Annotated in this window: 10 protein-coding genes and 1 pseudogene; 10 read left to right on the top strand and 1 reads right to left on the bottom strand. The window is 66.2% G+C overall.

The annotated features are described in order from the left end of the window. Position 1: 1 nt before the first annotated feature. From ACPCHZ_RS03745 to ACPCHZ_RS03700, 10 genes and pseudogenes are all read left to right on the top strand, one after another. Positions 2 to 1,648, top strand: a complete 1,647-nt coding sequence (locus ACPCHZ_RS03745; RefSeq protein ID WP_302913494.1) for a virulence factor Mce family protein — start codon at positions 2 to 4, stop codon at positions 1,646 to 1,648. Between the two features lie 24 nt (positions 1,649 to 1,672). Then, a complete protein-coding gene (locus ACPCHZ_RS03740; RefSeq protein WP_423483501.1) occupies positions 1,673 to 2,833 on the top strand; it encodes a virulence factor Mce family protein in 1,161 nt (386 codons plus the stop codon). A 3-nt stretch (positions 2,834 to 2,836) separates the two neighbouring features. Beyond that, a complete protein-coding gene (locus tag ACPCHZ_RS03735) occupies positions 2,837 to 4,396 on the top strand; it encodes an MCE family protein (RefSeq protein WP_423483500.1) in 1,560 nt (519 codons plus the stop codon). Beyond that, positions 4,366 to 5,052, top strand: coding sequence for a hypothetical protein (locus ACPCHZ_RS03730; protein WP_423483499.1), 687 nt, complete (start codon positions 4,366 to 4,368; stop codon positions 5,050 to 5,052). Before ACPCHZ_RS03735 ends, ACPCHZ_RS03730 begins: the two co-directional genes overlap by 31 nt. Next, the gene (locus tag ACPCHZ_RS03725) at positions 5,049 to 6,023 is read left to right on the top strand and encodes an RDD family protein (protein WP_423483498.1); all 975 of its coding nucleotides are present in this window, start codon (positions 5,049 to 5,051) and stop codon (positions 6,021 to 6,023) included. The genes ACPCHZ_RS03730 and ACPCHZ_RS03725 overlap by 4 nt, the downstream gene beginning before the upstream one ends. Next, entirely contained in the window at positions 6,020 to 6,574 is a 555-nt protein-coding gene (locus ACPCHZ_RS03720) for a mammalian cell entry protein (RefSeq protein WP_423483497.1), read from the top strand. The genes ACPCHZ_RS03725 and ACPCHZ_RS03720 overlap by 4 nt, the downstream gene beginning before the upstream one ends. Beyond that, positions 6,541 to 7,542 carry a mammalian cell entry protein gene (locus tag ACPCHZ_RS03715; RefSeq protein ID WP_423483496.1) on the top strand — a complete coding sequence of 334 codons (1,002 nt, stop codon included), beginning with the start codon at positions 6,541 to 6,543 and terminating at the stop codon, positions 7,540 to 7,542. The genes ACPCHZ_RS03720 and ACPCHZ_RS03715 overlap by 34 nt, the downstream gene beginning before the upstream one ends. Positions 7,543 to 7,562: 20 nt before the next feature. Next, a pseudogene (locus tag ACPCHZ_RS03710) lies at positions 7,563 to 8,206 on the top strand (YoaK family protein); the annotation flags it as partial. Between the two features lie 589 nt (positions 8,207 to 8,795). Next, positions 8,796 to 9,356 (top strand): hypothetical protein, encoded by a 561-nt coding sequence (locus tag ACPCHZ_RS03705; RefSeq protein WP_423483495.1) that lies wholly within the window; start codon positions 8,796 to 8,798, stop codon positions 9,354 to 9,356. Between the two features lie 168 nt (positions 9,357 to 9,524). Beyond that, on the top strand, positions 9,525 to 9,899 hold the full coding sequence (locus tag ACPCHZ_RS03700) for a hypothetical protein (protein ID WP_423483494.1): 375 nt from the start codon (positions 9,525 to 9,527) through the stop codon (positions 9,897 to 9,899). A 10-nt stretch (positions 9,900 to 9,909) separates the two neighbouring features. On the opposite strand, the gene ACPCHZ_RS03695 is transcribed toward ACPCHZ_RS03700, so the two are convergent. Further along, on the bottom strand, positions 9,910 to 12,996 hold the full coding sequence (locus tag ACPCHZ_RS03695; RefSeq protein WP_423483493.1) for an RND family transporter: 3,087 nt from the start codon (positions 12,994 to 12,996) through the stop codon (positions 9,910 to 9,912). Between the last annotated feature and the right edge of the window lie 287 nt (positions 12,997 to 13,283).

Here is a 13,283-nt window from a genome sequence, read left to right as displayed (position 1 = left end):
GATGTCGACGATCTTCAACATCCGCAACATGAAGTTGCCGGCGATGTCCCGAGCCACGGTCATCATCGGAACGCTTCTGGTGATCGTGGCGTTGGTGGCCGCGTTCGTGGGCTGGCAGCTCTACAAGAAGCTGACCACCAACACCGTCACCGCCTACTTCACCGACACCCTGGCGCTGTATCCCGGCGACAAGGTCCAGATCATGGGTGTCCAGGTCGGCAGGATCGACTCGATCGACCCCGACGGCGACAAGATGAAGGTCACCTTCACCTACGAGTCGAAGTACAAGGTGCCGAAGGACGCGTCGGCCTCGATCCTGAACCCGAGCCTGGTCGCGTCACGCACCATCCAGCTCACCCCGGCTTACACCGGGGGTGACGTGATGGAGGACGGGGCGGTCATCCCGCTCAACCGGACGCAGGTGCCCGTCGAGTGGGACGAACTGCGTGACTCGCTCGACAAGATCCTGACCGACCTCGGTCCCTCGAAGGAGGATCCGAAGGGCCCGTTCGGTGAGGTCATCGAATCCTTCGCCGACGGCCTCGCGGGCAAGGGCAAGCAGATCAACACCACGCTCAACAGCCTGTCGGAGGCGCTGACCACACTCAACGAAGGGCGCGACGACTTCTTCAGCATTGTCAAGAGCCTAGCCATGTTCGTGAACGCGCTTTATCAGAGCGACCAGCAGTTCGTCGCGCTCAACGACGACCTGGCGCAGTTCACGAACGCGTTCACCAACACCGACAGGGAACTGGCCAACGCGCTGCAGGACCTGAACCAGCTGCTGTCCACCACCCGCGGCTTCCTCGACGAGAACGCCGAGGTGCTGACCCATGACGTGAACAACCTCGCCGAGGCGACGAACGCGATCCTGCAGCCGGAGCCGCTCGACGGGCTCGAGACCGGTCTGCACGTGCTCCCGAACCTCGGCGCGAACATCGTCAACATCAGCTCGCCGGTCAACGGCGGCATCGTGGGTCTGCCGGTGATCAACAACATGGCCAACCCCATGCAGTTCATTTGCAGTGCGATCCAGGCGGGCAGCCGCCTGGGTTACCAGGAGTCGGCCGAGCTGTGCGCGCAATACCTCGCGCCGATCCTCGACGCGATCAAGTTCAACTCCCCGCCGTTCGGCCTGAACCAGGTGAACACGGCGATGACGCTGCCGAAGATGGTCGCCTACTCCGAGCCGCGGCTGCAGCCGCCGCCCGGCTACAAGGACACGACGGTGCCCGGCATCTTCTCCCGCGACACCTTGTTCTCGCACGGCAACCACGAGCCCGGTTGGGTCGTGGCGCCCGGGATGCAGGGTGTCGACGTGCAGCCCTTCACCGCGAACATGCTGACGCCGGACTCACTGGCCGCACTGCTCGGTGGGCCTGACATTCCACCGCCTACCGCGCCGCCCGCCTTCGGTGTCGGCGCGAACGGCAAGCTGCCGGGGCCGCCGAACGCCTACCAGGAGAACCAGCCGCTGCCGCCGCCGTGGTACCCGCAGCCAGGCCCGCCGCCGGCCCCCGCGCCGGGTGTGATCCCGGGTGATCCGGGTGGTCCGTCGCCGATGTCGGGTCCCGCAGCGGGACCGGCACCCGGCCCCGCCCCGGCCGCACCGGCCGGTCCGCCCCTACCCGCCGAGGCAGGTGGATAAGTGAAAGCGATGAGGATGCGCAGTATGCGATTCCCGGGTCGGTCCGTTTCGGCCCGCCGCGTCGCATTCCGCACGGCTGCGCTGGCCGTCGCGGCTGTGGTGCTCACGTCCTGCGGGTCGTGGAAGGGCATCGCCAATGTGCCGCTGCCCAGTGGTCCCGGCTCCAGCGGGGACAGCATGACGATCTACGTGCAGATGCCGGACACCCTGGCGCTCAACGTGAACAGTCGCGTCCGGGTGGCCGACGTCTACGTCGGCAGCGTGCAGGCGATCGAGCTGAAGAACTGGGTCGCGACGCTGACGCTGAAGGTCCAGTCCGACGTCAAGCTTCCACGCAACGCGACGGCGAAGATCGGCCAGACCAGCCTGCTGGGTTCGCAGCACGTGGAGCTGGCAGCGCCGGAGGACCCGCAGGGTGAGCTGCGCAGCGGCGACACCATCGAGCTCCGCAACGCCTCGGCGTTCCCCACCACCGAGCGCGTGCTGGCCAGCATCGGCAACATCCTCACCGGCGGCGGTATCCCGAACCTCGAGGTGATCCAGACCGAGATCAACAATGTGTTGACCGGTCGCGGCGATCAGATCCGTGAGTTCCTCAACCGGCTCGACGTGTTCACCGACGAGCTGAACCAGCAGCGCGAGGACCTGACGAGGGCGATCGACTCGACCAACCGGCTGTTGAACATCGTCGCGAGCCGCAACGAGACGCTGGACCGGGTGCTCACCGAGTTCCCGCCGCTCATCCAGCACTTCGCGGACACCAGGGACCTGTTCGCCGACGCCGTGCAGGCGGTCGGCCGGATCAGCAGCGCGGCCGACACGTACCTCGGTCAGGCCAGTGATCCGCTGAACACCAACCTGAACAACCTGCAGCGGCCGCTCAAGCAGCTCGCCAAGTCGGCTCCGTACCTGATCGGAGCGCTGAAGCTGATGCTCACCGCGCCGTTCAGCATCGACAACGTTCCGAAGGTGGTGCGCGGTGACTACATCAACGTGTCGCTGCTGGTCGACCTGACGCTGTCGGCGGTCGACAACGGCTTCCTCACGGGTACGGGTGTATCGGGCATGCTGCGCGCACTCGAGCAGTCATGGGGCCGCGACCCGGCGACGATGATCCCGGATGTGCGGTTCACGCCGAACGCGCACAACGCGCCGAACGGACCACTGGTCGAAAGGGGTGAGTGAGCTGTGCTAACTCGCTTCATCAAGATCCAGTTGGTGCTCTTCGCCATCCTGACGCTGCTCGCATTGGTGGCGTTGGGCTGGTATTACCTGCGCATTCCGAGCCTGGCCGGCATCGGGCAGTACACGCTGCACGCCGACCTGCCACGGTCGGGCGGGCTGTACTCGACGGCGAACGTCACCTACCGCGGCACCACGATCGGCAAGGTGACCGCCGTCGAGCCCACCGAGGACGGCGCCAGGGCGACGATGAGCATCGACAACCGGTACAAAATCCCGCGCGACACAGTGGCCAACGTGCACTCGGTCTCGGCGATCGGCGAGCAGTACCTGGACCTGGTGCCCGCAGGGGAGTCGAACCAGTTCTTCGCCGACGGTCAGACCATCACCGACAGCACGGTTCCCAGTGAGGTCGGCCCCGCCCTGGACGCCGCGAACAACGGCCTTCAGGTGCTGCCCAAAGAGAAGATCGACTCGCTGCTGACGGAGACGTCGGAGGCGGTCGGTGGACTCGGCCCGGCGCTGCAACGGTTGGTCGACTCGACGACGAACATCGCCCAGGGCTTCAAGGACAACCTCGACCCGGTGAACGACATCATCGCCAACTCGGCGCCGATCCTGGAGAGCCAGGCGCAGTCCCGAGACAACATCGCCCAGTGGTCGCGCAACCTGAACACTCTGGCCGCGCAGTCGGCTGAGCAGGACGCGGCGCTGCGCAGCGGCCTGCAGCAGGCGGCGCCGACCGCCCAGCAGCTCGAGTCGGTGTTCGGCGACGTCCGCGAGTCCCTGCCGCAGACGCTCGCGAACCTCGCCGTCGTCATCGACATGCTCAAGCGCTACAACAAAGGCCTGGAGCAGGGGCTGGTGGTGCTGCCTCAGGGCGCGGCGATTGCCCAGGCAGGCACCATCCTCGAGGGTGAGGCCCTGCTGCACTTCGGCCTGTCGATCAACCAGCCACCGGGGTGTCTGACCGGCTTCCTGCCGGCTTCGGAGTGGCGATCGCCTGCCGACACGTCGACAGCGCCGCTGCCGTCGGGCACGTACTGCAAGATCCCGAAGGACTTCCAGGCCAACGCCGTTCGTGGCGCACGTAATTATCCGTGTGCCGACGTCCCGGGCAAGCGAGCCGCGACGCCTCGGGAGTGCCGCAGCGACGAACCGTACGTGCCGCTGGGCACCAACCCGTGGTACGGCGACCCGAACCAGATCCTCAGCTGCCCGGCGCCTGCCGCTCGATGCGACCAGCCCGTGCATCCGGGCCGCCCCGGCGTCATCCCGGCGCCGTCGATCAACAACGGCATGAACCCGCTGCCCGCCGACCAACTGCCGTCGCCACCTGCGCCGATCAGCGATCCGATCAGCCCGCCCGGACAGGGGCGCGTCGAGTGCAGTGGACAGCAGCCCAACCCCTGCGTCTACACTCCGGCAGCAGGACCTCCCGGTGCCGCGGTGTACAACCCGTCCAGCGGTGAGGTGGTCGGACCTGACGGCGTCAGGTACAACGTCAGCAACTCGAATAACCCAGGAGACGACGGATGGAAGGAGATGCTGGCACCCGCCAGCTGAACCCCACCGATGCTGACCAAACGCCGGAACAGTCGTTAGCAGTATCAACCGAGACGACAACCGAAGAACCCAACGAAGACACCACCGCGGACGGCCCTGAGCAGGGAGCCGTCGATGTGGAAACGGCACCGCCCACTCCCGTGGATGATCGTCGCCCGACGCGGCTCGGCCGCGGCTGGGTGGGCGGGATCTGCGCGACGCTGGTGGTGCTCGCGGTCGGCGCGGGCGTCGGCGGATACCTCACGCTTCGGTCGAACGACGAGAGCCAGACGCTGGCGCGCAACGAGGCCATCGCGCTGCAGTCGGCCAAGGAGTGCGTGGCGGCCACCCATGCGCCCGACGCCGCCGCGATGAGCGCAAGTCAGGCGAAGATCCTGGAGTGCTCGACCGGTGACTTCGCCGTGCAGGCGGGCCTCTACGGCGGGATGCTCGTCGACGCCTACCGGGCGGCGAACGTTGCAGTGCAGGTGTCCGACATCCGGGCCGCGGTGGAGAAGCACAACGACGACGGTTCGATCAACGTGCTCGTCGCGGTGCGGACCAAGGTGACCAACTCAGAGGCCTCCGATCAGGAGCAGGGTTACCGGCTGCGTGTGCAGATGGCCCCCGACGACGGCACGTACAAGGTGGCCAAGCTCGACACGGTCGCATCGTGACGGCTGTCCTCGACGCCCCACCGCACGAAGCGACCGCCGCCGGCACTCCCGACGGCCGGCCGGCGTCGTGGCAGGCGCGGGCGGCGGCGATCGCGCTGGACGTGCTGCCGGGGGTCGCGGTGGCGGCGACGATGGCGCTGTGCGCGTTCACCGCACTCGAGACGGGATGGCTGTTCTGGGTATTCACCGTCGCCGGAGCCGCGGCGGTGCTGGCGACGATGGCCAACCGCTGGCTGCTGCCCGCGACGACGGGTTGGTCGGTCGGGCGCGCGGTGGCAGGTATCCGCGTCGTACGCCGGGACGGGACCGCCGCGGGGGTGTGGCGGCTGCTGGTGCGCGACCTCGCGCACCTGCTGGACACGGCCGCACTGCTGGTCGGCTGGTTGTGGCCGCTGTGGGACGGCAGGAACCGCACCTTCGCCGACCTGCTGACGGGCACCGAGGTCCGGGTGTCCGATCGCCCCGAACGCGACGTCCGCCGCACCGCGGGCAAGGTGCTGCTGGCCGCCGTGGTGGTCTGCGCACTCGCCGTCGGACTGAGCTACCTCGTGGTGTACCGCCAGGAGCGGGCCGTCGACCAGGCGCACCAGCAGATCGCCGAGCAGGGCCCGCGGATCGTCGAGCAGATGCTGAGCTACGGCCTGGACACCATGGCCGACGACTTCGCCAGGGCGCAGGGCCTGGCCACCGACTCGTACCGCGCGCAGCTCACCGAGCAGCAGGATGCGGCAAAGAAGTCCGGTGCCAGCACCAACGAGTACTGGGCCGTCAGCAGCGCGGTGCTGCCCGGCGTGACCAAGGACCGGGCGGCGATGCTGCTCGCGATGCAGGGCCAGCGGGGCACCGACCCGAAGGACCTGAAGTTCATCACCGCCACCCTGCGGGTCGACTTCGAGAAGTCCGGCGACCAGTGGCGGGTGTCCAACCTCGCGGTGCTCAAACGGCCACTCATCAACGGGGCCACCCAGTGAGCCCCCGGCGCAGGGTGGAGTCGGGGGAGCCCGACTACTTCTTCCGCATCGAACCGAAGCCGCCGATCCGGTGGGGGCTGCCGATCGTGGCGGCGATCGCCACGCTCCTCGTCGCGACCGCGATCACGGCGAGCACGCTGATGCTGGTCAGCCATGAGCGGAGCCACCGCGCGCAGACCGATGACGCCGCGGCGCTCGGCTACGTGCGCAGCTTCATGACGTCGTACACGACGCTCGATCCGTTCAACGCCAACGCCTACGCGGACCGCATCCTTGCCCAGGGCACCGGCGAGTTCGCCAAGACGTTCCGCGAGAAGCTCAACGAGATCGTCATCCAGGTCGCCCGCGGTGAACCGACGACGGGCACGGTGCTGGAGGCCGGCGTGCAACGCTGGAACACCGACGGCAGCGCCGACGTCCTCGTGGCCACCAAGATCAGCACCAAGTCGCCGGACGGCAAGTCCACGATCGAGAGCGGCAGCCGGTGGGTGGCGACCGCATCCCAGGAAGGACAAGAGTGGAAGATCAGCAACCTGATCCAGGTGATCTGACCACGGATCCCGACCGGGACGGCGACGTCGACACCGGCACGCAGACCGTGGCGGACACCGGGCCCGCAGGACGACGACGGTGGTGGCCGTTCGGCCGTGGCCGCAAGACGGACCCGTCCAGCGACGAAACTGTCGTCGAGACAACGGAATCCGAAGATACCGCCGTGCCGCGCACGCCGGTCGGGAAGTCGCGGCGCACGCGGGTGGCCGCCGAGCCCGACGCGCCGCCGGCCGAACCGGCCGTCGTGACCGGCGAACCGGCCGCCACGAACCCGGTCGACCCCGTCGAGCCGGACGAGAAGGCCGCCGAGGAGGCCGCCGGTGTGTCCGACGACGACGCTGACGAGGAGCGTGACGAGGACGCTGACGAGTTCGCCGACGAGGCAGCGGCCGGCGATGCGGACGAGGCACTCGAGGAACCCGAGCCTGAACCGATCCTGGCGCCGCACCGGCCGGCCGGGCGGCGGCTGATCGCGGCGGCCGCCGCAGCCGGCGTACTGTTCGTCGGCGCCACGGCCTTCGCGGCATCGCAGCTGCAGCCCTATCTGGCCGACCGTGCGTCGGTGGACGTCAAGGTCGACATCGCCCGCACCGCGACCGAGGCGGTCACCACGCTGTGGACCTACACGCCGGACGACATGGAGACGTTGCCGGACCGGTCGTCGCGTTACCTCACAGGTGAATTCGCGTCGGAGTACCGCCGCTACATCGACGCCATCGTGGCCACCAACAAGCAGGCGCAGGTCACCAACACCACCGAGGTGATGGGCGCGGCGGTGGAGACGCTGACCCCGACGGAGGCGACCGCGCTCGTGTACACCAACTCGGTGTCGACGAGTCCGGTGAGCAAGAACATCCCCTCGCTGCGGTACCTGTCCTACCGGCTCACCCTGGAGCGCCAGGATGCGCACTGGATGATCACCCGGATGAACGCCGTCACCAAGCTGGATCTGACACCTCAGATCTAGCCCGACAGAGGTTGGGCGTCATGGCCGTCGCGTCACCTGTCTCGCAGCGGGCGACGGTCGCCGCGCTCCTGTTGTTGACGTTCGCCACCGGACTGGTCGACGCGGTCAGCGTCCTGGTGCTCGGCCATGTGTTCGTCGCCAACATGACCGGGAACGTCATCTTCCTGGGCTTCTGGTTCGTCCCCGATTCCGGGGTGGACCTGACCGCGGCGATCGTGGCGTTCGTGAGCTTCGTGGCGGGCACCGTCGTCGGTGGCCGGCTGGCGCGTCACCTCGACAGTGCGGTGCGTCGCTGGCTGACGGTGGCGCTCGGCGTGGAAGTCGTTGCTCTGCTCATTCTCTCGGTGCTCGCCGGGCCGGTGTCCTCGAGTATCACGACGGCGGGAAACTCGTCCTGATCGCCGGCCTCGGGGTGGTGTTCGGCAGCCAGAACGCCACCGCCCGGCTGTTCGGTATCCAGGAACTCAGCACCACGGTGCTGACGTCGACGATCGTCGGGCTCGGCTTCGACAGCAGACTGGCCGGTGGCACCGGTGAGCGGGAGAAGCTGCGGTACACGGTGGTGTTGACGATGTGCGGGGGAGCGGTGGTGGGGGCGACGCTGACCCTGGTGACGGTGGCGACGGTGATCGCCCTTGCGGCACTGGTCGTGGCGGCGGGCGCTTGCCCGGCGGCGGCGGATAGAACCCGGGGGCCCCACCGCAACCCCGACGAGGCCGAGGAGCACCAGGACCGCGCCAACGAGATACCAGGCCTTCCTGGGGCAGGTTCTGCCGACGAAACGTGGCGCCGCGGTTGGAGCCCGCGAACCGGAGCGGGGACAGTACAGGGTCTTGGTGGTGGGCCCGCCGACCTGTTTGCGGCGACCTACGGCGTCGATCTCGACGACTTTCTAGCGTTCGGCTGGGCATTGTGGGCACAGGTTCGTGGTGGTGGCGGTGTCAGCTTCACTCGAGATGCGCTGGTGGACACTGTACCGAATGGGAAGGTCGTCGACCTCTTCGTCGAGACGTGCACTGTCCCTCTGGGAGCGCTTCGAGGCGAGATCGTCGCCGAACGAACAAGCGAGATCTCAAAGACTTGGATGCGCTACACGCTGCGGAACACGCCGTTCGTGGAACTTAGCGACGCAGCTTCGTCATGCTCAGGCTGCAGTACGCCGTACAGCGGGTATTCGGCGACCTCTGGCTTTGAAGCTTCGCGACGCGGTTAAGGCATTCGACACGGGAAGGGCTTCACGCTTCAAGGCCGCCATGAACGACATCTTCGAACACCGCGTCGGAGAGGTACTCGCAAGAATCGCCCAGCGCGAGACCCGGTTTTGGTGGCGCGGAGATCATCGATCATCCCGCAATGAAAGCCGCTTGGGCAAAGAAAGGGCAGAACAAAAAGATCTGCGACTTCGTGTACGCCCAGCGAAAAGAGTGCATCGTCCATCGACGCCAACAATCGGAACCTCCCACGCGAGTTCGCCGAGCGAACTGCGTCGGGTTCCGATTCGGACGAAGAGATTCGAACATGTTCGCCGCCACCGAATTCGAACAGTTGAAATCGACGATCACGCAGCTCCAGTCAAAAGGGTGGACCGCAACGGTGTTCACATCGATGACATGACAAAGTTCATCCCGTTAATGGTAGCTCAAAACGCGGGAACGCCAGCAAATGCGTTCACCGAGATGCTCGTCATGGTCCTCTCAGTGGCAAGACAGGCCACCCGCAAGCAGGGCCATCGCCATATGACGGGAAGTTTGGCAACCTACAGTGTGCCGCCGTTCTTGGTAAATTGCCATTCTCGATGGCGGCTTGCCATTTGAGATGGCGGGAGTTGGCGGATCCGCCATCTGTATGGCAATCGTATGGCTTTTGAGCCTGCGAGTGCGGCGGCGAGGCAGGGCTGTGCGGCCGGAATCCTTGTTGCCTCTTGCTTTGTCCCCGGCTTCGAGGCGCAGGCTGCTTGAACGCCCTGGTGGCGGAGCAATCAAATGTTGGCGTGGGACGGTGCAGCTATCGCAGCCACGGCCCCTGAGCAGTCGTCGACAGACGGACTGACCCCGCAACACTGGAAAATGCCCGGTTCCGTAGAGGTGGATATCACGACGGCGATCATCGATCTGCCTCTCGCAAACGGTGAAATTGAGCGTTTCGCGGCGGCCGAGGTGTCGGAGGCAGCACTGCTCGGCGCGATTCCGTGGCGTACGTTTTTTTGGTACAAAGGGCAGCGTCATTACTCGTGTTGCTATTGGGCCGCCACCGAGGACAACCATGTGATCTACGAGTCACGGTTGGAACTGTCGTCGCTGTTGATGGCGGATTTCGACGTCTCGGTGCTCGTTCCTACCGATCCGGGGTCAGTGTGAGTCTCGTCGTTCATGCTTTCTGCTTGGGGTCTCCACGTCGCGGGGCTGTTGCTTTGGTGGGCCACCAGCTGGCTTCGCGTAACAGTGTGGCGATGGCGGGCACGGTGAGGGTGCGCACGAGGAAGGTGTCGAGCAGCAATCCGAAGCCGATGATGAGGCCGGCTTGGATCATGATGGCGACTGAGCCGACGATGAGGCCGAACATGCTGGCGGCGAATATCAGGCCAGCTGAGGTGATGACGGCTCCGGTGTTTGCCACGGTGCGCAGGACGCCGACGCGGATGTTGGTCCCGGATTCTTCGCGGAGCCGTGAGACGAGCAGCATGTTGTAGTCGGCGCCGACGGCGACGAGGATGATGAATGCCAGTAATGGTACGGGCCAAGCGATTTCGTAGCCCAGTCCCCATTGGAATACCACAACGCCGATGCCGAGCGAAGCGAGGTAGTTGAGCACGACGGTGCCTAGTAGGTAGAGCGGTGCCAGGAGTGCGCGCAGCAGTAGGACCAGGATGACGCCGACGATGATTATGGTGGCGACGGCCAGTTGTGCGAAGTCGGCCCATAGGAATCGTTGGATATCGGAGTTGACGGCGGGGAAGCCGGCGACGGATACGGTGGCGTCGGCGAGCGACGTGTTGGGTCGTGCGGTGTTGGCGGTGTCGGTGATGCGGCTGGCGAGCTCCATGGCTTCGACGCTGTAGGGGTCGTGGCTGCTTTCGATCATGAACCGCGCGGTCTTGCCGTCCGGTGAGAGGAATTGCTTGGCAACGTCGGTGAATTGCCGGTTCTCGAATGCATTAGCGGGCAAGTAGAAACCGCTCGAGGAGTCGGAGTCCGCCGCTGCGCGTGAGGAATTCTGTAGTTGGGTGGCGATCTGGCTCATGCCGGACAGCATTTCGATGTTGCTGTCGGCCAGGGTGCGGACACCGGTCGCGAGTGCTTGAGCGCCGGAGGCCAGCTGTCCGATTCCCTCCTGTAGTCGGCGGAGATTGGTGGCCAGGTCGTCGGGATCACCCAGGGCTCCGAATGCCTTGTCCAGCGAGGCGACTGCGTTCTGGGCGTTGGCGAGGGTGCCACCAACGGTGGCATTGGTCGCGGGATCGTAGCGGTCCCCGAGGTCGGCGATCTGGTCGAAGAATCCGCTGTCGCGCAGGCTGACCAAAATCTTCACCTGGTCACGAATTTGGGCGCACTGCGGGGTGGCGGCACACCACGGTGAGGTGTTGAGCGCGCCCACGAGTGGATCGAGCTGGGTGATCGCGTTCTGCGCCTGGTTGGCCAGCGGTCGCAGTCCTGGGCCGGATTGGATGGCTTGGTCGACGGCGGGGGCAGTGGCGGAAAGTTGTTGCAGCAGTGGGCGGAACTGGTCGACCTGAGTTCCCGCGGATTGAGCTTGGGTGAGGATTCCGGCCAGTGGCGCGAGGGCGGTGCGCACTGTGCCATCGAGTTGGGCGAGGCCGTCGGCGAGCTGGTCGGCGCCGCCGGTGAGTTTGGCGAGGTCGTCTTTGCGTGAGTTGCCCTCGGCGACCGCGCCGGCCATTTTGTCGCCGATCTGGCCGTTCTGCCAGGCCAGTTCGGCTTGGTCGAGGCGCTCCCCGGTGGGGCGGGTGGCTCCGGAGACCCTGGTGACGCCAGGGATCTGGGAGACGCGAGAGGCCATCTCGTCGAGATCGGCCAGCCCCCTCCCGGTCCGCATGTCGGTCGGGTTCTCTACGACGAGGAACTCGTTGATGACGACGTCCTTGCGGAAGTGGCGGTCCAGAAGTTGGTAGCCCTGGTTGCTGGCCGTGGTGTCTGGTTGTCCCTTGCGGTCGTCGTAGCTGATTTTGATGGTCGCAGCGGCTGCCGATAGGGCGAGCAGGATGGCCAGGCTGACGATCAGCAGTGGCACCGGACGGCGGACCACGGCGACGGCGACGCTGTTCCAGTAGCGGCGGGTGCGATCGGATTTGGGTTCACCGATGCCGCGTTTGGCGGCTAGCGACAGCACGGGTGGCAGCAGGGTGACGGTCGCCAGAAATCCGAACAGCACGGCGATGGCACACGCGGGGCCCAGGGCGGCGAAGACGCTGAGCCGCGCGAAGACCATGGCCAAGAACGCGAGTGCCACGGTGGCGGCGGACGCCAGGATGACGCGCCCGATGCTGGCGGTGGCGTGGATGATCGCCTGATCGGCGGGTACTTGGGCGCGGCGCTGCTCGTGGTACCGGCTGATCAGAAAAACTGTGTAATCAGTTCCGGCGCCGAGCAGGATCGCCGTCATGAATGCGACGGTGAACTGGGAGACCGGCATGCCCATCTCGCCGAGGGCGGATAGCACGCCGCGCCCAACCGCCAGGCTCAACCCAATTACCAGCAGTGGCAACAGCGCGGTGAACACTGACCGGTAGACGATCAGCAAGATCAGGGCGATCACGCCGGCGGTAGCGATTGAGATCAGCAGCAGGTCGTGCTCGGCGGAGGCGATCATGTCGCTGAAGGTCGCCGGTGGTCCCGTCACTTGGACGGTCGTGGTCGATCCGGTGAACACCTCCGCGGCGATGTCGCGCACCGCGTTCAAGGATTCGGCTGCCGTGGGGTCTCCGAGGGTGCCGGTGACACCGACGGGCAGATACCAGGCTTTGCGGTCGGCGCTGACTGCCTGAGCTTCGGTAATCGGATCGGCCAGCAGGTCCTGCACCAGCAGGACGTGGTCGCCCTCGGCCTGCAACCGGCGCACGAGTTCGCCGTAGCGCTGCCGTGCAGTTGGAGTCAAGCCAGTGGGGTCTTCCATGGCGACGAACACCATGGTTTTCGAGCCTTCTTCGCCGAACGCGGCGCTCATGCGGTCAACCGTCTGCAAGGACGGGGCGTCGCGAGGAATGAGGTCCACCGACTGTTGGCGAACCACGGTTTCCAGCTGTGGGAACAGCAGCGCGAGAACCACCGCGGCGCCCAGCCATACCCCAATGACGAGCGCTTTGTGTCGGAGGGTGAACCGGGCCAGGGTCGCCAACCGTTCGCTGTACTCGCGAGTGTCGGCCGGGTCGGTGGATCCGTTGGCGCGCCGACCAGGCCGCTTGGCCTGGCTTGGGGCATCTGCACTGCCGTCGGTCACTTGGCCTCCACTGGTAGCGATACTGCCGGTATCGGTACGCTACCGCACGTAGTGCAAGTGGTGACCTCGTCGTAGGCGCCGGGGGTGGCCTCGCTCAAGAGCGTCATGAGTCGACTCCCCACGGGATTGCAGCGGGCCAGTCGGCCACGAATACCTGCACGGCGTGCAGGGCGCCTCCTACCGCCACCCTCGCCAATGCCGCACGATCACTGCTGGGGGCAGGAATGACGACAGCCGCTGCCACGTCTCTGAGAACTCGAAGTCCGAGCGTTCTGATCGTCAATCGC

The organism is Mycobacterium sp. NPDC050041 (genome assembly GCF_049541695.1).
Lineage (GTDB): Bacteria > Actinomycetota > Actinomycetes > Mycobacteriales > Mycobacteriaceae > Mycobacterium.
This window is presented reverse-complemented; position numbering and strand designations above follow the sequence as displayed.